General features: G+C 72.5%; 17 protein-coding genes. 15 read left to right on the top strand and 2 right to left on the bottom strand.

Annotated elements, in window-relative coordinates; translation table 11 throughout:
• Positions 1-133 precede the first annotated feature (133 nt).
• From WME83_RS39520 to WME83_RS39495, 6 genes are all read left to right on the top strand, one after another.
• Complete coding sequence (locus tag WME83_RS39520; RefSeq protein WP_437314872.1) at positions 134-559, top strand: STAS/SEC14 domain-containing protein; 426 nt, start codon at positions 134-136, stop codon at positions 557-559.
• A gap of 369 nt (positions 560-928) precedes the next feature.
• Positions 929-1,552: an RNA polymerase sigma factor gene (locus tag WME83_RS39515; RefSeq protein WP_437314871.1), complete on the top strand. Its 624-nt coding sequence runs from the start codon at positions 929-931 to the stop codon at positions 1,550-1,552.
• Positions 1,549-2,205, top strand: a complete 657-nt coding sequence (locus tag WME83_RS39510) for a zf-HC2 domain-containing protein (protein WP_437314870.1) — start codon at positions 1,549-1,551, stop codon at positions 2,203-2,205. Before WME83_RS39515 ends, WME83_RS39510 begins: the two co-directional genes overlap by 4 nt.
• A 143-nt stretch (positions 2,206-2,348) precedes the next feature.
• On the top strand, positions 2,349-3,161 hold the full coding sequence (locus WME83_RS39505) for a DsbA family protein (RefSeq protein ID WP_437314869.1): 813 nt from the start codon (positions 2,349-2,351) through the stop codon (positions 3,159-3,161).
• Positions 3,162-3,987: 826 nt separating this feature from the next.
• Entirely contained in the window at positions 3,988-4,362 is a 375-nt protein-coding gene (locus WME83_RS39500; RefSeq protein ID WP_437314868.1) for a helix-turn-helix transcriptional regulator, read from the top strand.
• A 54-nt stretch (positions 4,363-4,416) separates the two neighbouring features.
• The gene (locus WME83_RS39495; protein ID WP_437314867.1) at positions 4,417-4,803 is read left to right on the top strand and encodes a VOC family protein; all 387 of its coding nucleotides are present in this window, start codon (positions 4,417-4,419) and stop codon (positions 4,801-4,803) included.
• 72 nt (positions 4,804-4,875) lie between these two features.
• Here WME83_RS39495 and WME83_RS39490 read toward each other — a convergent pair whose 3' ends face one another.
• Positions 4,876-5,757, bottom strand: coding sequence for an NAD-dependent epimerase/dehydratase family protein (locus WME83_RS39490; RefSeq protein WP_437314866.1), 882 nt, complete (start codon positions 5,755-5,757; stop codon positions 4,876-4,878).
• Positions 5,758-5,849: 92 nt separating this feature from the next.
• Here WME83_RS39490 and WME83_RS39485 point away from each other — a divergent pair, with 92 nt between their 5' ends.
• The 5 genes from WME83_RS39485 to WME83_RS39465 all read left to right on the top strand — a co-directional run bounded on the left by WME83_RS39485 (position 5,850) and on the right by WME83_RS39465 (position 11,008).
• Positions 5,850-6,782, top strand: coding sequence for an AraC family transcriptional regulator (locus WME83_RS39485; protein WP_437314865.1), 933 nt, complete (start codon positions 5,850-5,852; stop codon positions 6,780-6,782).
• A gap of 370 nt (positions 6,783-7,152) precedes the next feature.
• Entirely contained in the window at positions 7,153-8,073 is a 921-nt protein-coding gene (locus WME83_RS39480; RefSeq protein ID WP_437314864.1) for a transposase, read from the top strand.
• A 417-nt stretch (positions 8,074-8,490) separates the two neighbouring features.
• On the top strand, positions 8,491-9,141 hold the full coding sequence (locus tag WME83_RS39475) for a TetR/AcrR family transcriptional regulator (protein ID WP_437314863.1): 651 nt from the start codon (positions 8,491-8,493) through the stop codon (positions 9,139-9,141).
• Positions 9,142-9,635: 494 nt separating this feature from the next.
• Complete coding sequence (locus WME83_RS39470; protein WP_437314862.1) at positions 9,636-10,277, top strand: hypothetical protein; 642 nt, start codon at positions 9,636-9,638, stop codon at positions 10,275-10,277.
• Entirely contained in the window at positions 10,274-11,008 is a 735-nt protein-coding gene (locus tag WME83_RS39465) for a ferritin-like domain-containing protein (protein WP_437314861.1), read from the top strand. Before WME83_RS39470 ends, WME83_RS39465 begins: the two co-directional genes overlap by 4 nt.
• A gap of 88 nt (positions 11,009-11,096) precedes the next feature.
• On the opposite strand, the gene WME83_RS39460 is transcribed toward WME83_RS39465, so the two are convergent.
• Complete coding sequence (locus WME83_RS39460; protein ID WP_437314860.1) at positions 11,097-11,744, bottom strand: TetR/AcrR family transcriptional regulator; 648 nt, start codon at positions 11,742-11,744, stop codon at positions 11,097-11,099.
• A 100-nt stretch (positions 11,745-11,844) separates the two neighbouring features.
• Between WME83_RS39460 and WME83_RS39455 the strand changes: the two genes are divergently transcribed.
• The 4 genes from WME83_RS39455 to WME83_RS39440 all read left to right on the top strand — a co-directional run bounded on the left by WME83_RS39455 (position 11,845) and on the right by WME83_RS39440 (position 19,395).
• A complete protein-coding gene (locus WME83_RS39455; protein ID WP_437314859.1) occupies positions 11,845-13,197 on the top strand; it encodes an alpha/beta hydrolase family protein in 1,353 nt (450 codons plus the stop codon).
• Positions 13,194-14,228, top strand: coding sequence for a DUF6268 family outer membrane beta-barrel protein (locus tag WME83_RS39450; protein ID WP_437314858.1), 1,035 nt, complete (start codon positions 13,194-13,196; stop codon positions 14,226-14,228). The genes WME83_RS39455 and WME83_RS39450 overlap by 4 nt, the downstream gene beginning before the upstream one ends.
• A 148-nt stretch (positions 14,229-14,376) precedes the next feature.
• Entirely contained in the window at positions 14,377-16,359 is a 1,983-nt protein-coding gene (locus WME83_RS39445) for a galactose oxidase-like domain-containing protein (RefSeq protein WP_437314857.1), read from the top strand.
• Positions 16,360-16,560: 201 nt separating this feature from the next.
• A complete protein-coding gene (locus WME83_RS39440; protein ID WP_437314856.1) occupies positions 16,561-19,395 on the top strand; it encodes a serine/threonine-protein kinase in 2,835 nt (944 codons plus the stop codon).
• Positions 19,396-19,398: the final 3 nt, after the last annotated feature.

Raw genomic sequence — 19,398 nt, 5'->3', positions numbered from 1 at the left:
AGGCAACCCGACCCGGGTTGAGGCGGGGGGCAGCCCGACCCGGGTTGAGGCGAGGGGCAGCCCGACCCGGGTTGAGCCGCGCGCGGGGTCAACCCGGGTCGGGTCAGATGCCAGACGAGCTAAGATGCGGGTGATGAGCGACGTCGACGCCAAGGGAGCACGCCTCGATCTCCACGAGGGGCCTGACGGCATCCTGTACATCGCGCTCCATGGCGATATGTCGGAAGACATGATGCGGGCGATGATGGCCGCATTACGGCGCACGGTGGAGGGCGGTCGTGAGGTCTTGGTTCTCGGCGATCTCCGCCGCGCCGGCGTCATCCCGGCGCTGGCCCGCAAGATGGCTGCGGAAGAGATGCGGACCGCGCGCCTCGATGCGGCCGCGGCCGTCGGAGCGAGCTTCTCCGTGCGCGTCGTCGTGACGCTCGTCACGAAGGGCGTACAGCTCCTGACGGGGCGGCCCTATCCGCTGGAGTTCTTCGACTCGGAGAGCGAGGCGCGCGCGTGGCTGCTCGCGCAGCGCGACGCGCTCCGAGGCAAGCGCCGTCCGGCCGTCTGACGCGGCCCCCGGCCTGGCCGCGCGACCTCCCACGCCGGAGCCGCGGCAACCGGACCCGGGTTGCGGTAAACGGCAACCCGGCCGGAGTGATCCGACCCAGGTTGATCCAGCGACTTGGCTCAGGTTGAGCGGCGGAGCGGTTCGCGGGGTCAACCCGGGTCGGTCGGGTCAGCACCCCGGGTCGGGGCAGACCGCGCGGTCAACCCGGGTCGGTCGGGTCAGCCGGGTCGGGGCACGGCGCAGACCGCGGGGTCAACCCGGGTCGGGTCAGCACGGCGCCCCCGCGCCCCCGCGCCCCCGCGCCCCATCTTCGTCGAGGGCCTGTTGTAACCTCCGGCCAGACCCGGCCACAGTGGCTGCGTGGCATCCATGCCTGACGTGTGGCCCGCCGCGACGGCGCTTGCGCTCGACGAGCGCAGCGCTCCGGCCGACCAGCTCACGGAGCTGCGCGCCTGCGCCGCGACCCGGCGCACGCTCGCGGAGCTCTACGCCGCGCACGCTCGGGGCGTGCACCGGTTCCTCTGCGACCTCCTCGGGGACAGCGCCGCCGCGGCGGACGCGACGCAGGAGACCTTCGTCCGCGCCTACCGGCGTCTGCACACGCTGCAGGCCGTCGAACGCCCAGCGCCGTGGCTCTTCGGCATCGCCCGGCACGTGTCCCTGGAGTTCCGCAGGGCGCGCGTGCGCCGGCGGCGGGTCGTGGACGACGCGCCGCTCGAGCCGTGGGAAGTGCGCGGCGAGGGCGGCAGCGCCCTGCCGTCGCCCGAGGACGATCTGCTCGGCCGGGAAGCCATCGGCGTGGTGCAAGGCGCGCTCGCGCAGCTCACCGAGGACCGCCGCGCGGCGCTGCTGCTCCGGCTCGACCACGGCCTCTGCTACGAGGACATCGCGCGCCTGATGGAGTGGAGCGTGCCCAAGACCAAGGTCGAGATCCACCGCGCCCGGCAGGTGCTGCGCGCGGCGCTGGCGCGTTACGAAGGAGGCCAGCGATGAACGCGTGCCCGATCGAGGCGGTGGAGGCGTACGCCGACGGCACGCTCGACCCGGCCGAGGCGCAGCGCGTCGCCGCGCACATCGAAGCGTGCCGCCGCTGCGCGGCCGAGCTCCGCTGGCTCCGCGCCGAGCAACGGCTGTTCACAGCGCGCGCGGCGGCGCTCCCCGGGCCGCCCTTGCTCGACGCGGTGCTCGCGCGCGCCGCCGAGGGCACGCCCGCGCGCGCGGTCGAGGACGCGGCGCCGTGGGCGAACGCGGACGCCGGCGTGCCGGCCCGCCGCGGCCCGCCGGTCCGCCACGGCCCCGGCGGGCGCCGGGCGGTGTCGGCATCGGCCCCATGGGGGATGCGTGCGATGGCCGCGGCCGTCGCGCTGGCGCTCGCCGCCGTCGCGGCGCAGCCGCGCCCTGCCGGGCCGCCGCCCGTCGAGGCGGTGGCTGACCCCCCGCCGGCGCGGACCGACGAGGCCGTGCGCGCGTCTGAAGCGCGCGCCGCGGAGCCGCTCGAGGACGATGTGATCGCAAACTCGCCCCTCTGCGACGAGAGCGTCTGCGACGGGTGTGTGCCCGCCCTATCGTCGATGGAGGAGGCCGCGGCCGAGCGCGTCGCCCCTGATCGCGCGGCTCCGGGCGGCGAGGCGGGCAGCGCGCCGTAGCACGTAACTCGCGACGTTGGCGGGCCACAGCGCTGGTGAGGCCCGCGGGGGAGCGGGCGCCGCGCCGCGGCGCCGGCAGCGCCGTGCCGCGCGGCCGAGGAGGAACCACGATGATCCGCTCGATTCGATGCCTGTCCATCCAGATGTCCCGTGTCGCTGTGCTCGCGCTCCTTGCCGCAGTCGTCTCCGCGCCTGCGTGCGCCGAGGCGCGCGGGGACACCGAGAGCCAACCGCTCCCTCGAGGCGAGCGTGCCCCGGCGGCGCGCGCCCCCGCGCCCGCTGCGGAGGAGCGCGCCCCCGCGCCCGCTGCGGAGGAGCGCGCCCCCGCGCCCGCTGCGGAGGAGCGCGCCCCCGCGGCCGCGGGCTGCGACGACCCGGGCCGGTCCTGCGACTGCGACGCGCACAGCGCCGGCGCGGAGCCCCCGGAGCAGCTGCCGGTCGAGGCGGTGGCAATCGGCGCCGCGCCCGCGCGCGGCCCGGAGGACGCACCGGTGACGGTCGTGATCTTCTCGGACTTCGAATGTCTCTTCTGCGCAAAGGCGTCGCGGACCCTCAGAGAGCTCGAGGCCGAGTACCAGGGCAAGCTCCGTGTCGCCTACAAGCACCGTCCGCTGCCGATTCACGCGCGGGCGCGCGCGGCAGCGAGGGCGTCGCTCGCCGCCCACGAGCAAGGCAGGTTCTGGGAGTTCCACGACGCGCTCTTCGCGTCACACGGCGCGCTCGACGACGTCTCGCTGGAGCGCGTCGCGTCCAGGCTCGGCCTCGACCTCGCCCGCTTCCAGCGCGATGTGCGCTCCAGCGCGCTCGACGCCGCCGTCGCGGCCGACGACGCGGAGGCGACCCGGCTCGGTCTCCGGGGCACACCGACGATCTTCGTGAACGGGCGCCGCATCATCGGCGCGCAGCCCGCGGAGGTCCTCCGCGATGCGATCGACCAGGCCCTCGCCGCGCGCTGAGGAGAGCGCGCGACCGGCGACCGAAGCGCCGACGGTGCGAAGCGCCATGTGTCTCGGCATATCTTCGAATGATTCCGGCGATGTAGCACCATTCTCAGCCACGCGCGCCGCCCGCCGCCGGGGCGCCACCGGCGCCGCAGTTGATCTCGCGCAGCAGCCGCGAGACGCGTACCTCCGTCCGCCGCGCAATCGACGTCCGCCCCCTCAAGCGATGTCTGCCGGCGTCGCTGTGGCTGACCGAGGAGCGGGCGCTGGGCGGAGCGACCTGACCCGGGTTGAGGCGGAGCGACCTGACCAGGCAGCGACCTGACCAGGCAGCGACCTGACCCGGGTTGAGGCGGCGAGCGGCCCGACCCGGGTTGAGGCAGCGCCACCCGACCCGGGTTGAGGCAGCGCCACCCGACCCGGGTTGAGGCATCGCCACCCGACCCGGGTTGAGGCAGCGCCACCCGACCCGGGTTGAGGTGGCCAGGGTTGAGATGGCCAGGTGGCCGCGGGTTGAATTGGCAAGCAACCTCGGCCGAAGTAACCAAGATAACAACCACAACAGCGGACGCGGCGGACACCTGGCGGTCGCCACCTCCCCCGCCACTCCGCCACCTACAGAGCGTGCGACTCTGTGGCGTGGCGACCCGATTCAGGTGGCATGGGCCGACCCAGGGTGGTTCTCGCACAGGGCAGGTCTCGCCTGCGCCAGCCCAGGTCGGGCTGCACCGCTTGTGCCCGCCGCCACCGCAGCCTATCGTGGACGCTGGCGATGCTGCTGGGACACGACGCACTGAGGAATCTCTGTCGGGCACGCGACCTGCTTTCCGAGGTGCACGACGTGAAGCTGTCGGTCGAGGACGTGGCCCGCGAGGTGGCGATCTCTCCTTATCACTTCATCCGGCAGTTCGAGGCCGTGTTCGGCGTGACCCCGCACCAGTATCGCATCCGGCAGCGCCTCGACCTGGCCAAGCAGCTCCTGGCCGCCGGGCGGCACTCCGTGACCGACGTGTGCATGGAGGTAGGATTCTCCAGCCTCGGCAGCTTCAGCGCTCTGTTCGCGCAGCGCATCGGCATGCCGCCTTCGGCGTACCAGCGGCGGCTGCGCGCGATGGTCCAGGTGCCGGGGAAGCTCCCGTGGGAGCTCGTCCCGGGGTGCCTCAGCCTGATGGGCCGCCTGCCGCCGGAGGCGTTTCGCAGTTTTCGAGAAGCCTGAGCCCGGCGGCCCTGGCAAAGTCGGCCCAGAACCGTCAGCTCAGCGAGGCAAACGATGAAGATCAAGCTCAACAGCATCATGGTCGAGGACCAGGACCGAGCGCTGAAGTTCTACACCGAGGTGCTCGGCTTCAAGAAGAAGAACGACTTCCCTGTCGGGGAGTATCGATGGATCACCGTGGTCTCGCCGGAGGGCCCCGACGACGTCGAGCTCGTGCTGGAGCCGAACGCCAACCCGGCGGCGAAGACGTTCCAGCAGGCGATGTTCGCGCAGGGCATCCCGCTCACCGCGTTCGAGGTGACCGACCTCCGAGCCGAGTTCGCGCGCCTCAAGGAGCGCCAGGTCGCGTTCACGCAGGAGCCCACCCCGATGGGCCCAGTCATGATCGCGGTGTTCTCGGACACTTGCGGGAACCTGATCCAGCTCTATCAGCCGCTCTAGCGAGCGAGCGCCGCTCTGCGGGCGCTCCAGCAGCAGAGCTCGCGGTCCGCCGCCGCTGCCCTGGAGCGCGGTTCACGAGGCTCCGTACCCCTGCGCCGGGTTGCGCAGCGCGCCGCAGATCCCTCCGAGCGCCTCTCCCACCCGCGGCGTCCAGCCGAGGCGGCGCAGCTTCGCCGCATCGAGGGCGGCGTCCATGGCCAGGAAGCCTGCCATGAGCCCGTGCGCGGCCCGGGCCTCGGCGAGGCTCCACGAGCCCACAGGCACCCTGGCGACATCGCCGATCGCCGAGAAGAGGGTCGCCATCGGCTCGGGCGACGCGTCGGCGGCATGGAACACGCCCGTCGCGTCCGACTCCAGCAGCATGGCGTAGGCCACCGCCAGATCCCGCACATGGACGGTGGACCAGCGGTTCGTGCCGTCGTCGATGTAGCGCGCCACCCCCGCTGCGCGCGCGGCGTTCACCAGGCCCGCCACCGGGCCTGCGCCATCGCCGTAGACCATCGGAGGCCGCACGACGAGACCGCGGAGCCCCGCCGCGCCGAGCACGCGCGACTCGGCCGCCACCAGCCACTCGAGCGGCCCACCGGGGTTGACCGTATCGTCCTCCGGCACGGGCACCCGCGAGGATCGAGCCATCGGCGCCCCGGTGGTCGTGACGAAGACGCCGCCGCTCATGGCCGCAAGCATCGCGGTGACCGCCGCAGCGTCCGTGGCGGCGCGATCCTCTCCGGCCGTGGCCGCGGTGTGCACCACGCCGTCGCCGGCCGCCGCCTCGCGCGCGAGCAGGTCCAGCTGGTAGAGATCGCCCCGCACCGGATCCGCTCCGCAGGCGCGGACCCTCGCCGCCGACGCGTCGCTGCGCGCCAGCCCGCGAACGCGATGTCCGCGCGTGACCAGGGCGCGGGCGACCGCCGAACCGATGAATCCGCTCGCGCCCGTGATGAAGATGTCCATGTCTGGCTCCTTGGGGGTTGGTGGTCGAAGCCTGGCGGACGCCCCGCGGGTCATCCATGTGGTAGAGTCCACGTCCCTTTTGCGATCGTCCAATGCCGGATGTCCTCACCGCGCTGCTCCGCCACGTGCGCATCGAGGCCAGCCTCTTCGGCCGCGTCGAGCTCGGAGCCCCCTGGGGGGCCCGCGTCGGCCGGCGAGAGCTCGTCTTGCTCCACCACCTGCTCGAAGGCGAGATGTGGCTGGAGCTGGATGGCCGAGAGATTCACGTGGGTCGGGGCGACCTGCTGCTCTTGCCGCACGGCGTTCCCCACTGCCTCCGGCACCGACCCGGGGCACCGGTCGAGGACGAGGGGCGCTGGCTCGCGCCTCCTGCGCCGGGTGTGCAGACGGTGCGGCGCCGGCTCGGCGGCGACGGCGCGACGACGGTGGTGCTCTGCGCCGCCATGAGCCTCGTCGGCGCCGGAAGGTCGCTGCTGCTGCGCGCGCTGCCCTCGGTGGTGCTCCTCGACGGCGGCGCCCGGGAGCCGGTGCCCGGTCTCGGCCGGCTCCTGGACGGCATCCGCGACGAGGTGCACGTCCGGCGACCTGGCGCACCGGTGATGGCCGCGCGCTTCGCGGAGCTGCTCCTGCTGCAGGCGATTCGCGCGGAGCTCGAGCGCCCCGCGCCTCCTGGCTCCTTTCGCGCCGCGCTCGCGGACGAGCGCGTCGCCCGTGCTCTGGACGCGCTCTACCTGGCCCCGGAGCGCATGTGGACCGTGGCGTCGCTCGCGCGGCAGGCAGGCATGAGCCGCTCCGGTTTCGCTCATGCATTTCGCGAGCAGGTGGGGGAGAGCCCTCTCCGGCACCTGATGCGCTGGCGCATGGAGCTTGCGAAGGAGAAGCTGCGGGAGCAACCCGAGCTCGCCCTCGCCGAGGTGGCGTCGTCCGTGGGCTACCGGGACCAGGCGGCCTTCAGCGTCGCGTTTCGTCGAGAGGTCGGGGTTCCCCCGGGAGCCTATCGGGCAATCGGATCCGCACAGCAATAATCCGACCCAGCAACCCGACCCGGGTTGGACCCGGCCCGGGTTGAGCGATGACCCGACCCAGGTTGGACCCGGCCCGAGAGCCAGCAACCCGACCCGGGTTGGACCCGGCCCGCGGGGCAATCGGGCAATCCGACCCGGGTTGGACCCGGCCCGAGAGCCAGCAACCCGACCCGGGTTGGACCCGGCCCGGGACCCAGGTTGGATCCGGCCCAGGTTGAAGTAGCAAGCACGGCAGAGATAGTCGCAGCCAGGATCAATCAGGATGGCGGACACGGACGGCACCATGGCGCCGCCACCCACGGGGCTGAGATAACTCCTTGAAATCACTCGCGGGAACCATTGGTATAGTGTTTGTTAGTGCACGCTCACCATGAGCCAGCCCCGCGAGATCACTCCCGGCGCCACGTACATGATCACCCGTCGCGTCCTGCGTCGACATCTGCTCTTCCGCCCCGACGCGGCGATCACTCAGCTCCTGATTTACGCCCTGGCGGTATCCGCGCGGCGCTATGGCCTTCAGGTCCACGCGCTCTGCGCGATGTCGACACATCTGCACTTGATCGTGACCGACGTGGCGGGCGTCTTGCCGCGCTTCCTGCAGTTCTTCCATCGCATCGTAGCGCTCGGCACGAAGGTGCTCCGCACATGGGAAGGACCGGTGTGGGACCATGAGGCCCCGAGCGTGGTACGGCTGCTCACGCGTGCGGCCGTAGTGGAGAAGATCGCGTATATACTGGCAAATCCCGTGGCTGCTGGCCTCGTCCGACATGCGCGTGAGTGGCCGGGCGCCAAGGTGGATATGGATGCGCTCGGTAGCGGCGTGCTGCGCGCCGCGCGCCCCTCTGCGTATCTCGACCCGGAAAACCCTCAGTGGCCTGAGGAAATTACGCTCTCGCTCCCGCTGCCGCCGGCCATTGAACAGGACGGCGCGGAGGCCTTCCGCCAAGAGGTCGCCGCCGAGATCGAGCGACAGGAAGCACAGGCTCACGCGGAGCTGCTGCGGCAGGGGCGTCGCTTCCTGGGCGCCGAGCGAGTCAGTGAGGTCTCCCCCTACGCGCGTGCTACGAGCTTTGAGGCGCTGCGCGAATGCAATCCTACGTTTGCGGTCGGCCGCGAGCAGGGCGATGCTTGGCGAAGTGCTGGCGCTGCTGTGCGGGCGTTTCGCGCGTCGTACCGCGCGGCGCTCGAACGCTGGCGCGCCGGTATGCGCAGCGTCGCATTCCCGGCGGGGACGTGGTGGATGCGCGTGTTTCACGGTGTCATGGTGCAGGACCTCGTGCTCTCGGCATAGACGCGGTGCGCGTGCGCGCGCGGGGAGCTGCCGCAACCTGGATTGGGCCGCCCAGCATGGTCGTGTGGCGACGCGAGTCGTCGCCGTGTCGCGGCGCGACTGGCAACCCGGCTCGGACGACCGGCCACAGGTCGCCGCAACCTGCGTTGGACCAGCGCCGCGATCGTCAACCCGGGTCGGGTCACATTGCACGGGTCAACCCCGGTCGGGCCACGTTGCGCCGTGATCCGGGCCGCCCCCGATTCGCCGACCTGAGTCGATTTGATGGCCAACCCGGGTCGGGTCGATTGGCCAACCCGGGTCGGGTCAACGCGGGTCGGTCCCGCTGATGCGCGGGTCAACCCGGGTCGGGTCGATCCCGCGGGTCGCGGGTCAACCCGGGTCGGGTCGGTCCCGCCTTCTGGTATGCTGGCGATCATGTCCAGCTCGAGGGTCAGGCAAGCGCACGGGAACGAAACCCGCGAGCTCATCGTCGCCACCGCGGAGCGGCTCTTCGCCGAGCAGGGGGTAGCGGCGGTCTCGAACCGTCAGGTGAGCGAGGCCGCAGGGCAGGCGAACAACTTTGCGGTCGGCTATCACTTCGGCACCAAGGCCGACCTCGTGCTCGCCATCGTCCGCCGCCATGCCCCGGCCATCGAGCGACGGCGCGCGGAGATGCTGGCGTCGATCAAGGGCTCGTCCGACCTGCGCGACTGGATCGGGTGCCTGGTGCGGCCGCTCACCGAGCACCTCGCCTCGCTGGGCAGCCCGAGCTGGTATGCGCGCTTCATCGCCCAGGCGACGACCGACCCCGCCTTCCGCCGCATCGTGATCGACGAGACGGTCGCCTCGACGTCGATGCAGGAGACCATCGAAGGGCTGATCCGGCTCATGCCGGTCCTCCCGGAGGAGGTGCGCGCGGAGCGCGGCGACATGAGCCGGCAGCTCATCGTGCACATGTGCGCCGAGCGCGAGCGGGCGCTGCAAGCGGGCACCGCCACGCCGCGAGCGACGTGGGAGGCCGCCGCGGTCGGGCTGGTGGACGCCCTCGTCGGGCTGTGGCGGGCCCCGTTCACCCCCACGACGTGATCCACGGCGCTGGCTCGACGGACCAGGAACGCGAGGGTTCGATGCACGCGTATCGTGCGCCTCGCGAAGCACCGCAGAGCAGGCCAGCGCCCCTGCTCGCGCCAAAGGTGCTCACCGGCTAAACGACGGCGACGTGTCCGTCCTCGGCGAGGCGCCCCCGGAGGGAGCTCCACGCCGCCATCCCGGCGCCGCGATGACGCTCGAAGCGCGCGAGAACACCCCTCCGAGCATCAGCGGCCGTCGCGTTCACGCCGGCAGCCGCGCGGCGATGCCCGCGCCCTCGTGCGCGCCGCGCCGGCAGGGATCGCGGCTCCATTGTTCGGATTCCCGATTCAATCCTGTGTCAAAAATACAGATTCTCTTCGCTGTCCCGCGCACATACGCTGATCCACGCGGGCCGCGCGAGCGGCTCGTACCGCAGCGGAGGCACTCCGCTGCGCGTACCACCTTTCGTGGAGGCGAACTGTATGCGTGAGGAGACGAGACGGGCAGCATTGCGTGCAGCGGCGAGGGTCGCGCTGGGAGCGCTGGCCTATGGCGCCTCGGTCGGCTGCGGCGGGCATGTCACCGCCGGCGGGCAATCATCGGATCTGGATCCCGACGAGCACCTCGCGCCGGAAGCACCGGAGTCGCCGGACGCGCCCGACGACGCGGCTCCGGCCGGAGAGGACGCCGGCGACGGCGGGGCAGCGCCGACGGCGGAGGAGCCCGCGCCCGGCTGCACGCCCGCGGAAGGCGATCCGGACTGCTCCGAGGCCGCCCAACCGGAGCCCCCCGAGCTCGCGTGCGCCGAGCCGGCGAGCCTCGACGACGCGGAGGCCCGCCCTCGCGCGGAGCTCGATTGCTGCCTCGGCTACACGGCAGAGCGCGCGCCCGACCGCGGGGCGGTCCTCTCCGAGCAGGAGCTGGCCGCCCTCGCGGAGGACGCCTCCTTCGTGAACTGCTGCACGGCGTTGATCGTGGGCGTCGGCGCCGGCGCCATCTCGTACGGGGAGGCCGAGCCGGTCCGCGGCGTCTGCTGCTTCGGCAACGTGGTCGCGCCCGAGCAGGAGCTCTATTCCCAGGCGTTCTGCACGCCGTGGGGCCCCCCGGTCCCGCCGGCGCTCGACGCCGACGCCCCGCTGGAGGTCGCATGAACGCCTCGCAGCTCGATCTCCGCGGCGAGGCGCGCGCGCGGGCCTTCGACGTGAGCGGGTATCCGGCGGCGCTGTTCCCCTCGGCGATCCGCACCTGGCGCGCGCGGATGGTGAACGAGCACGCGTCGTCGGCGGTGTTCGAGGCGCTCGCGCGTCAGCTCGCCGAGGCGGGTTTCCCGCCGGAGCTCACCGCCGCGTGCCGGGGCTTCGCCGCCGAGGAGCGCCGCCACGGGATCCTCTGCGGCGCCGTGGTGGAGGCCCTCGGCGGGGCCGCGACCGCGAGCGTCCCGGAGCGCCCGGAGTTCCCCCTGCACCGCGACGCGCCCCCCCGCGCCGCCGTGCTCCGCAACGTGATCCACATTTGCTGCATGAGCGAGACCGTGGCCGTGGCCCTGATCGGCGCCGAGCGGCTGGAGATGCCGCCTGGGCCGCTGCTCGAGCTGCTGACGCGCATCTATGCCGACGAGGTCGGGCACGCCCGCTTCGGCTGGCGCCTGCTCGAGCAGGTCGCGCCGGAGCTCTCCGCGGCGGAGCGGGCCGCGGTCGAGCGCTACTTCCCCGTCGCGTTCCGGCACCTCGTGCAGCACGAGCACGCGCACTTGCCACCTCACGACGCTCCGCCGCGAGGCGAGCAGCTCGGGCTGTGCAGCGGCCTGAACGCGCGCGTGTTGCTCGACGAGACCATCGAGGAGGTCATCCGCCCCGGGCTCCGTCGCTACTTCGATTGCTGATCTGCCCCGCGCTCGCGCGCGCCGCCGGAACGCTCTCCCTCGTCGCCGGGACCCGGCCCGCCGGGCCGCTCGGGTGACCCTCGCCGGATCACCCGCGCTTCGGCCGCTTGCCGCGGGCCGCGGGCGCCTCGGTCTCCGCGGGCGCCAGGGTCTGCCGCGCCAGCTCGCGCGCGTAGGTGAGGCGGTCGGCCGGCGAGCCGAGCGCGCTCAGCCCCTCGTAGAGCCCCGCGAAGAACCCCGGGAACAGCACCGCCGAGAGCGCGGCCACCACGCGGCGCGCCGCCGCCCGCTCCTCCAGCCCAGGCACCGCCGCCCGGACGAGATCGCGCAAGCGCACGACCACCGGCGCGAAGAGCGTCGGGAAAGGACCGCCGTAGTCGTCGGCGTGAAACGCGTCGTGCAGGTGGGCCCGGCTCAGGTTCGGGAAGCGCAGGCAGCCCTCGAGGAGGTAGCCGAGCAGCCCGCTGAGCGCCTCCATCGGCTCGTCGGGCATCCGGCCGAGGAACTCCTCGGTGTGCTCGAGCATGTTGCGAATCGACACCTCGAGCGCCGTCGCGAGCAGCGCCTCCTTCGACCGGAAGTAGTAGTTCACCGCGGCGATGTTCACCTCCGCCGCCGCCGCGATCCTCCGCACCGTCGCCTGCCCGACGCCGTGCTTCTCGATCTGGTCGATCGCGGCGACCACGAGCCGCTGGCGTGGATCGTCCGCGTGGGCAGGGGGGTCTCGGTCGCTCATACGCTTGTTTGAAACACACCTTGACAACGCTCCGCGCGGATGTCAATGATTTAAACATGTGTTTCAATCGTTTGTTTTGTAAGGAGCCGGAGATGCATCGATGATCGACCGGCGGAGGTTCCTCACCCACACGGCGGTCGCGGGCAGCGCGGCCGCGCTCGGCTACGCGTCGGGCCGCCGTGGGCTCGACAAGGAGGTCGCGTCCGCCCGGTTCCACGGCGACGACGTGCTCGGGCAGGGCCAGGCGGCGGGCGTCTGGCACCGCTACAAGTTCATCGGCCAGCCGGTGATGGACGCGCAGGTCGTGTTCTGGCTCGGCCTCTCGTCGATGGGCCTGACCGACGTCGGCGAGGTGCTCGACACGGCGACGCGCATCCGCCCGGGCGACGAGCGCTCGTGGTTCGAGCAGTGGCTCGCCACCGCGAAGCGCGTGCGAGCCTACGGCGAGGAGGCGGAGGCCCGCGGCCATACGCGGAGCGCGGCGTCGCATTTCCTCCGCGCGGGCGCGTACTACCGGGCGGGGCTGATGCGCTACGCGGATCGCGCCGATCCTCGCCTCGTCGAGGCGACGGTCGCGGGGCTCGACCTGCACGGGCGGGCGCTCCGCATGCGGGGCTACGACTCGCGGCAAGTCGACATCCCCTACGAGGGCGGGGTGCTCTACGGGCGCGTCCATTACGCGCCCGGCGTCGCGCGCGCGCCCGCCATCGTGCTGCAGCAGGGCCTCCACGCCTGGCCCGAGGATACGATGTGGGTCATCGACGGCGCGCTCCAGCGGGGCTACCACGTCCTCTCGTTCCACGGCCCGGGCCAGGGCGCCTCGCTGCGCCTCCACGGGCACCCGTTCCGACCCGACTGGGAGGTCCCCGTGGGCCGCGTGCTCGACTTCGCCGAGCGCGACGAGCGGCTCGACGCGGGGAACCTCGTGCTGATGGGCCTCTCGTTCGGCGGCTACCTCGCGCCTCGCGCGGCCTCGCGCGAGCGCCGCCTGCGCGCCCTCGTCGCCAATCCGGGCGTCGTCAGCTGGCGCGACGCGATGATGCGCCACTTCGCCTCGATCCCCGGCCTGCTCGAGCTGCACAGGCGCGGGCCCGCGGCCTTCGACCGCGCCATCGACGCCGCGTCGCTCGCGCTGCCTGACGCGCGCTGGTATTTCAACGACGTGACATGGAAGCACGGTGTCTCGACGCCGCACCAGGCGCTCGACGAGCTCGGCAAGTACGACAACAGCGTCGGCGTCGCCAACATTCGCTGCGAGACGCTGATCATGGAGGGCAGCGCCGAGGACGCATCTCCGGGCGAGTCGGAGCGCCTCTACGGCGCGCTCACGTGCCCGAAGCACATGATGATGTTCGACGCGAGCACGGCGTCGCAGGTGCATTGCCAGGGCGGCAACCAGCTCCTGGCCCAGGCGCGGCTCTTCGACTGGCTCGACGAGCGGGTGACGCGATGAGGCCCGCCCATCGTGCCGCCGCGCGCTCCGCGGCGCAGCCTCAGGGAGGCGCCTCCCGCCGGATCACGCGGACCGCGCGGCTCCTCGCCTTCGCGGCGCTCCTCTGGGTCCTCGCGCCGGGCGCTGCGTGGGCCCAGCTCCCCGATCTCGCGGACCTGAGCGCGCAGTACATGCCGGGCGTCGCGCTCGAGGACCCACGCCCGACGCGGGCGCAGGTCACGTCGTACGAGGCGAGCGTCAACGTGCCCCTCCCCCTCGGGGAGAAGACGTTCCTGATCCCGGGGGCGGTCTACCACGTCGAAGCGGTCTCCTACGCCGACGCCTTGCCCGGCTTCGACCAGCTCCGGGCCTTTCACTCCGTCGATGTCTCCGTGCTGTTCGTCCAGCTCCTCCCAAGCGACTGGTCGCTCTCGCTGCGCGTCGCGCCGGGGCTCGCGGGCGATTTCGAGGGCTTCGACGGCGGGCTCGCCCGCATCAGCGCGCTCGGGCTCGTGACCCGCACGCTCTCGGAGCAGCTCGTGCTCGGGGGCGGCGCGCTCGCGTCGTTCAGCTTCGGCACGTTCCTCCCGCTGCCAGCCGCCTACGTCGACTGGACACCGACGCCGTACTTCCGCCTCGAGGCCTTCCTCCCTGGCTTCGCGACGGCGAAGCTCCTGTTCTCGGATCGCGTCGAGCTCGGCCTGCGCGCGGACCTGGCGGGGAACGCCTACGCGGTGCGCGACGCGCGCGTCGCGGGCGCGTGGCCCTGCGCCGCCCAGCCGGCCGACGACCCGGCGACCGAGCCGGATGAGCGGGTGGCGCGGCCCGAGCGGTGCGTCGATCACATCGCCTACTCGGTCGCGACCGCGGGCGTGACGCTCGGCGTGCGCGCCTTCGGGACGGTGTGGCTGACCGCCCAGGCGGGCCACAGCCTATTCCGTCGCTTCGAGCCGATGAACGCCGACGACGACGGCATCCCCGGAGAGGGGCAGAGCATCCCGGACGTGCTCTTCTTCCGCGCCGGCGCGACGTGGCGTATCCCGAAGAGCTGAGGCGCGGCCCGTCACCGACGATCGCCTCTGTCCCGGAGCCCGCCTCCCGGGAAACCACATTTGCGTTGCAGCTCCGATTCTTCGCATCACGATTCCTCTTTGTACCAGCGCGCGCGGCTATCCATCGTGCGCTTCAAGGGGGAGACTCATGACCTCGTCGAAACAAGGTCCGTTGCTTTGTGTCCTGTTGAGCGTCGGGAGCGGCTGCGCGGGCGTGGACGGGCTCGAGGACGTCCAGGAGGCGCCCTCCGAGGCCGGCGCGTCCTCCGAGGCCGGCGCGCTCGGCCCGCTCATCCCGTTTCACAAGGACGCTGTCCACGCCGGCTTCTTCTGGGACCCGCTGGGCCGTCCCAAGATCCTGTTCTGGATGCGTCCGTCCGAGTACAGGGGGACCGACCTGGCGGACCCGACCGTCGAGCCCATCGGGGAGCTCAAGGAGTCGTTCCGGCAGATCGTCTATGGCGGGTTTCGCTTCAGCGACACCCTGGAACGCAGCGTCCTGAGCCGCATCAAGGACGACATCGCCCGCGAGAACACCCTCGTCTTCGACCTCACGCATCCGGACGCGTTCGCCAACCGGGGCAAGTACGACGTCCGCGAGCTCGACGACGCCGATTTCGCCATGAACGCCGGCGCGTTCTACGACCGCGGATCGTCGGCCGGGCTCGGCTACAACCTCTTCTGCGGGGGGAACACGACGCTGACGGACGGGCGCTGGCTCGTCGTGGGCGGCCACGATAAATCGGGCAACCAGGGGACCCGCAAGCTCAACATCTTCGATCCGCTCACCGAGACGTGGGTCCACAGGACGCCCGCGCCGGTGAAGGCGGCTTACGACGTCGACCCGAACTTCCGCTTCCCGGAGCTCCATCCAAACGCCCTCGATGAGCGGAACACCGACCCTCCCGCGCCGTCCGACATGCGGTACCAGCGCTGGTATCCGACCGCCGTGACGCTCCCCGACGGCAAGGTCCTCCTCCTGTCCGGCTCCGATCAGGATAGCAGCGTCGGGCCCGACGAGGCGCCCGCGACCAAGGTGCGGCAGGTCGTCCCGGAGATCTACGATCCCTTGACGGACAGGACCGTCGCGCTCGAGAACGCGAGGAAGCTCCTGCCGATGTACCCGCGCTCCTTCGTCGTGCAGACGGGCCGGCACAAGCATGACTGGAAGGTGGCCGTCGTCGCCGAGGTCCAGCCGCCGCTCCCGACGGACCTCCGGCCGTACGATCCGTTCCAGTACAACGGCAACACCTACTTCCTCGACGTGCGCGCGGCGCTCGCCGACCGGCGCCGCGGCGAGCCCGGAGAGCGGCACTGGCGGCTCGTCGACAGGGCCGACTTCGCCCACGAGAGCGGCGCCAGCGCGGCGATGTTCGAGCTCGACGATGACGGACAGCCCCTGTCGCAGCGTATCGCGCTCTTCGGCGGCGACGCCGGGAACGGAGACGACGTCGCGGCCGTGGAGATGATCGACTTCTCCGAGCGGCGCCCCAGGTGGAGGCGGCAGGGCGAGCTCGTCCGGCCGGCCACGCAGAACAACGCGGTCGTCCTGCCGAACGGCCGGGTGCTCATCGTCGGCGGCCGCGGCGGCCCCCCCGGCGGCGAGCGGGTCAGCACGCTCGAATACCAGCTCTTCGACCCGGACTCGGGTCACATCGAGACGGTCGCCAGGACCACCGTCCCGAGGCACGATCACTCGACCTTGCAGCTCGCGCCGGACGGCAGCGTCTACTCCATGGGCGGCAACCGCGTGGATCTGGCGCCGGAGGACGACACGCTGGGCGTCCCCGTCCTGCAGGTCTACAAGCCGGCCTACATGTTCATGGGCTCGAGGCCGGTCATCGAGCGGGCCCCCGAGGAGATCTCCTACCGGAGGAGCTTCGAGGTCAAGCTCGACGCGCCGTGCAGGAGCGCGGGCTCGGTGGCGATCCTTCGCACCGATCCGGTCACGCACAACTGGTCGTGGGGCAACCGGTACGTGAAGCTGTCGTTCGACAGGACCAGCAGGTGCAACCTCAAGGTCCACGCGCCGGCGAGCGGCGCCACGGCGCCCGGAGGCAACTACCTCCTGTTCGTGCTCGACGATCGCGGCGTGCCCAGCGAGGCGAAGCGCGTCCGCGTCGGGGAGTGAGCCCCGCGCCGCGCGGGCTCATCCGCCGCGAGCGCGCCGGAGCCGCGCCGGGGCGCGGGCGAGAGAGAACACAGAAGATCTCGGTCCGCTGTGGTTCCTCTCCTCTCCTCGCGACGCTGCGGCGTGGGGGCGAGGCGCACACCAGGCGCCCCCGGCGCCGGACCGTTGATGGCGGCTCGACCCCGGTGCATCCTCCGCCTCATGCGCCCGGGAGAGGTCATCGACAGCCGCTTCGAGATCGAGCGCGTCGCGGCCTCCGGCGGGATGGGGACGATCTACCGCGCCGTCGATCGAACAACGGGGGCGCCGGTCGCGCTGAAGCTCCTCGGCCAGCCCGACCGGAGCGCCGCCCATCGCTTCGAGCACGAGGCCCGCATCCTCGCCGAGCTCGATCACCCGAGGATCGTCCGCCACGTGGCCCACGGCATCACCCCCGACGAGGTGCCGTACCTCGCCATGGAGTGGCTCGACGGCGAGAGCCTCGCGCAGCGCCTCGCCCGGCAGAAGCTCGACCTCGAGGAGAGCCTCGCGGTGCTCCGCGCGACCGCCGAGGCGCTCGGGGCGGCGCACGCGCGGGGCATCGTCCACCGCGACATCAAGCCGGGCAACCTCCTGCTCGTCGGCGGCGAGGTCGCCGGCCTCAAGGTGCTCGACTTCGGCATCGCCCGGACGAAGCGCACCCTCGGCGCGCTGACGCGCACCGGCTCGGTCATGGGAACGCCGGGCTACATGGCCCCCGAGCAGGCCACCGGCGACCGCGACCGCCTCGACGCGCGGGCCGACATCTTCTCGCTCGGCGCCGTGGTCTTCGAGTGCCTCACGGGCAGGCCGGCGTTCCAGGGCCAGCACGTGATGGCCCTCCTCGCCAAGCTCCTCATGGAAGACCCGCCGCGCGTGCGGCACCTCCGCCCCGAGCTGCCGCAGGAGCTCGACGACTTCGTCGCCCGCATGCTCGCGAAGGACCCGGAGCAGCGGCCGCGCGACGGCTCGGCCGTGCTCGAGGCGCTCGACGCCCTCGAGCGCGACCCGAGCAGCGGCCTGGCCGCGCCGCCCGTGCTGTACGAGGCGATCACCACGGGCGAGCTCCGGCTGCTCTCGATGGTGGCCGCGAAGGAGCTGCACCCGGCCTCGTGCGACGGCTCGGCCAGCACCCTCGTCGCCGCCATGCCGGGAGACCTCACGCGCAAGCTCCACACGAGCGCCCAGCCGTTCGGCGCGCGCGTGGACGCGCTCGCCGACGGGACGATCGTGCTCTCGATCACCGGCGTGGGCGACGCGGTCGAGCAGGCCGCGCGCGCGGCCCGGTGCGCCCTGAAGCTCGGACAGATCTTGCCCGACGCCTCGGTCGTGCTCGCGACCGGCCGCGCCGAGCACACCGGCAGCCTCCCGGTCGGGCCCGTCATGGACCGCGCGGCCGCGCTCCTCGCCCTCGCCGAGCTCGAGGCGCGGGCGCGTCCGGAACGGAAGCCCGATCCCGTGCGGATCGACGACGTCACCCGGGCGCTGCTCGACGCGCGCTTCGAGATCGAGGCGGAGCGGTCCGGCACGTTCTTCCTGCTGCAGGAGCGGGAGGTCGGCCGGTCGGCGCGGACGCTCCTCGGCAAGCCGAGCCCCTACGTCGGCCGCGACCGGGAGCTCCGGAACCTGCGCGAGCTCCTGGAGGACAGCTTCAGCGGGCCCGAGCCCCGCGCCATCCTGATCACCGGGCCGCCCGGGATCGGCAAATCCCGCCTGCGCTACGAGCTCATCGAGGCCGTGCGGGAGCGGCACCCCGAGATCACCATCGCGGTCGGCCGCGGCGACTCGCTGAGCGCGGGGTCGCCGTTCTCGCTGCTCGGCTCCGCGCTCCGGGGCGCGGCCGGGATCACCGGGGGCGAGCCCGCGCCGGCGCAGCGCGAGCGGCTCCTCTCGCTGGTCGCGCGCGCCCCGGCGCTCGGGCCGAGCGACAGGACGCGGATCGCCGCCTTCCTCGGCGAGATCGTGGGCACGCCGTTCCCGAGCGAGGCCGACCCGAGGTTCCAGGAGGCGCGGCTGAGCCCGGCCCTGATGGCCGACCAGATCCCGCTCGCCTACCTCGACTTCATGGAGGCGGCGTGCGCGGCGGGGCCGTACCTGCTCGTGCTCGAGGACATCCAGTGGGGCGACGCGGCGTCGCTCAAGCTCATCGCGCGGGTGCTCCGGGAGCTCCGCGACCGCCCGTTCGCGGTGCTCTACCTGGCGCGCGTCGAGGTGCGCAAGGTCTTCCCCATCCTCTGGGAGGGCAGCGAGGTCCACGAGATGACGCTCGGCGCGCTCCCGCGCCGCGCCGCCGAGGAGCTCGTGCGGCAGATGCTCGGCGACGGCCTCCCGCCCGCGGAGGTCGCGCGCCTCGTCGAGCGCGCGAGCGGCAACGCCTTCTATCTCGAGGAGCTCATCCGGGCGGTCGCGGAGGGGCGCGCGGACCGGCTGCCGGAGACGATCCTGGGCATGGTGGAGGCGCGGCTCGAGGCGATCCCCCCGGAGGCGAGGCGGCTGCTCCGGGCGGCGAGCGTCTTCGGCGAGACGTTCTGGAAGCAGGGGGCGCTCGCCCTCCTGGGCGACGCCGGCGGCTCGACCCTCGCGGTGGACTGGCTCCCCTGGATGCTCCAGCGCGAGCTCCTCGAGCGGCGCGAGCAGAGCCGCTTCTCGGACCAGGAGGAGTACGCGTTCCGGCACGCGCTCATCCGCGACGGCTGCTACGCGATGCTCCCGGACCACGATCGCGCGCTCGGCCACCGGCTCGCGGCCGAGTGGCTCCTCCAGGCGGGGGAGCACGACGCCAAGGTGCTCGCCGAGCACTTCGAGCGGGGCGGCGAGCCGCGGCTCGCCGTGGAGTTCTACCTGCACGCGGCCGAGCAGGCGCTCGCCGGGAGCGACTCGGCCGCGGCGAGCGCGCTGGCGGAGCGGGGGCTCGCGCTGGGCGCCGAGCGGGACGTCGAGGCGGCGCTCCGCGGGATCCGCGAGGGGGCGACGAGCACGCTCCGCAAGGGCGGCGCCGCCCTCTCGTCCAGCTCGTGAGCG

The organism is Sorangium sp. So ce385, assembly GCF_051474135.1.
Taxonomy (GTDB): Bacteria; Myxococcota_A; Polyangia; order Polyangiales; family Polyangiaceae; genus Sorangium; species Sorangium cellulosum_D.
The sequence above is the reverse complement of the archived record's forward strand: the minus strand, read 5'-3'. Positions and strand labels throughout refer to the sequence as shown.

Bases quoted from the DNA above. Each gene is read 5' to 3' on its own strand.
- WME83_RS39520 (WP_437314872.1), top strand. From the start codon at position 134: ATGAGCGACGTCGACGCCAAGGGAGCACGCCTCGATCTCCACGAGGGG.
- WME83_RS39515 (WP_437314871.1), top strand. From the start codon at position 929: ATGCCTGACGTGTGGCCCGCCGCGACGGCGCTTGCGCTCGACGAGCGC.
- WME83_RS39510 (WP_437314870.1), top strand. From the start codon at position 1,549: ATGAACGCGTGCCCGATCGAGGCGGTGGAGGCGTACGCCGACGGCACG.
- WME83_RS39505 (WP_437314869.1), top strand. From the start codon at position 2,349: ATGTCCCGTGTCGCTGTGCTCGCGCTCCTTGCCGCAGTCGTCTCCGCG.
- WME83_RS39495 (WP_437314867.1), top strand. From the start codon at position 4,417: ATGAAGATCAAGCTCAACAGCATCATGGTCGAGGACCAGGACCGAGCG.
- WME83_RS39490 (WP_437314866.1), bottom strand. From the start codon at position 5,757: ATGGACATCTTCATCACGGGCGCGAGCGGATTCATCGGTTCGGCGGTC.
- WME83_RS39485 (WP_437314865.1), top strand. From the start codon at position 5,850: ATGCCGGATGTCCTCACCGCGCTGCTCCGCCACGTGCGCATCGAGGCC.
- WME83_RS39480 (WP_437314864.1), top strand. From the start codon at position 7,153: ATGAGCCAGCCCCGCGAGATCACTCCCGGCGCCACGTACATGATCACC.
- WME83_RS39475 (WP_437314863.1), top strand. From the start codon at position 8,491: ATGTCCAGCTCGAGGGTCAGGCAAGCGCACGGGAACGAAACCCGCGAG.
- WME83_RS39465 (WP_437314861.1), top strand. From the start codon at position 10,274: ATGAACGCCTCGCAGCTCGATCTCCGCGGCGAGGCGCGCGCGCGGGCC.
- WME83_RS39460 (WP_437314860.1), bottom strand. From the start codon at position 11,744: ATGAGCGACCGAGACCCCCCTGCCCACGCGGACGATCCACGCCAGCGG.
- WME83_RS39455 (WP_437314859.1), top strand. From the start codon at position 11,845: ATGATCGACCGGCGGAGGTTCCTCACCCACACGGCGGTCGCGGGCAGC.
- WME83_RS39450 (WP_437314858.1), top strand. From the start codon at position 13,194: ATGAGGCCCGCCCATCGTGCCGCCGCGCGCTCCGCGGCGCAGCCTCAG.
- WME83_RS39445 (WP_437314857.1), top strand. From the start codon at position 14,377: ATGACCTCGTCGAAACAAGGTCCGTTGCTTTGTGTCCTGTTGAGCGTC.
- WME83_RS39440 (WP_437314856.1), top strand. From the start codon at position 16,561: ATGCGCCCGGGAGAGGTCATCGACAGCCGCTTCGAGATCGAGCGCGTC.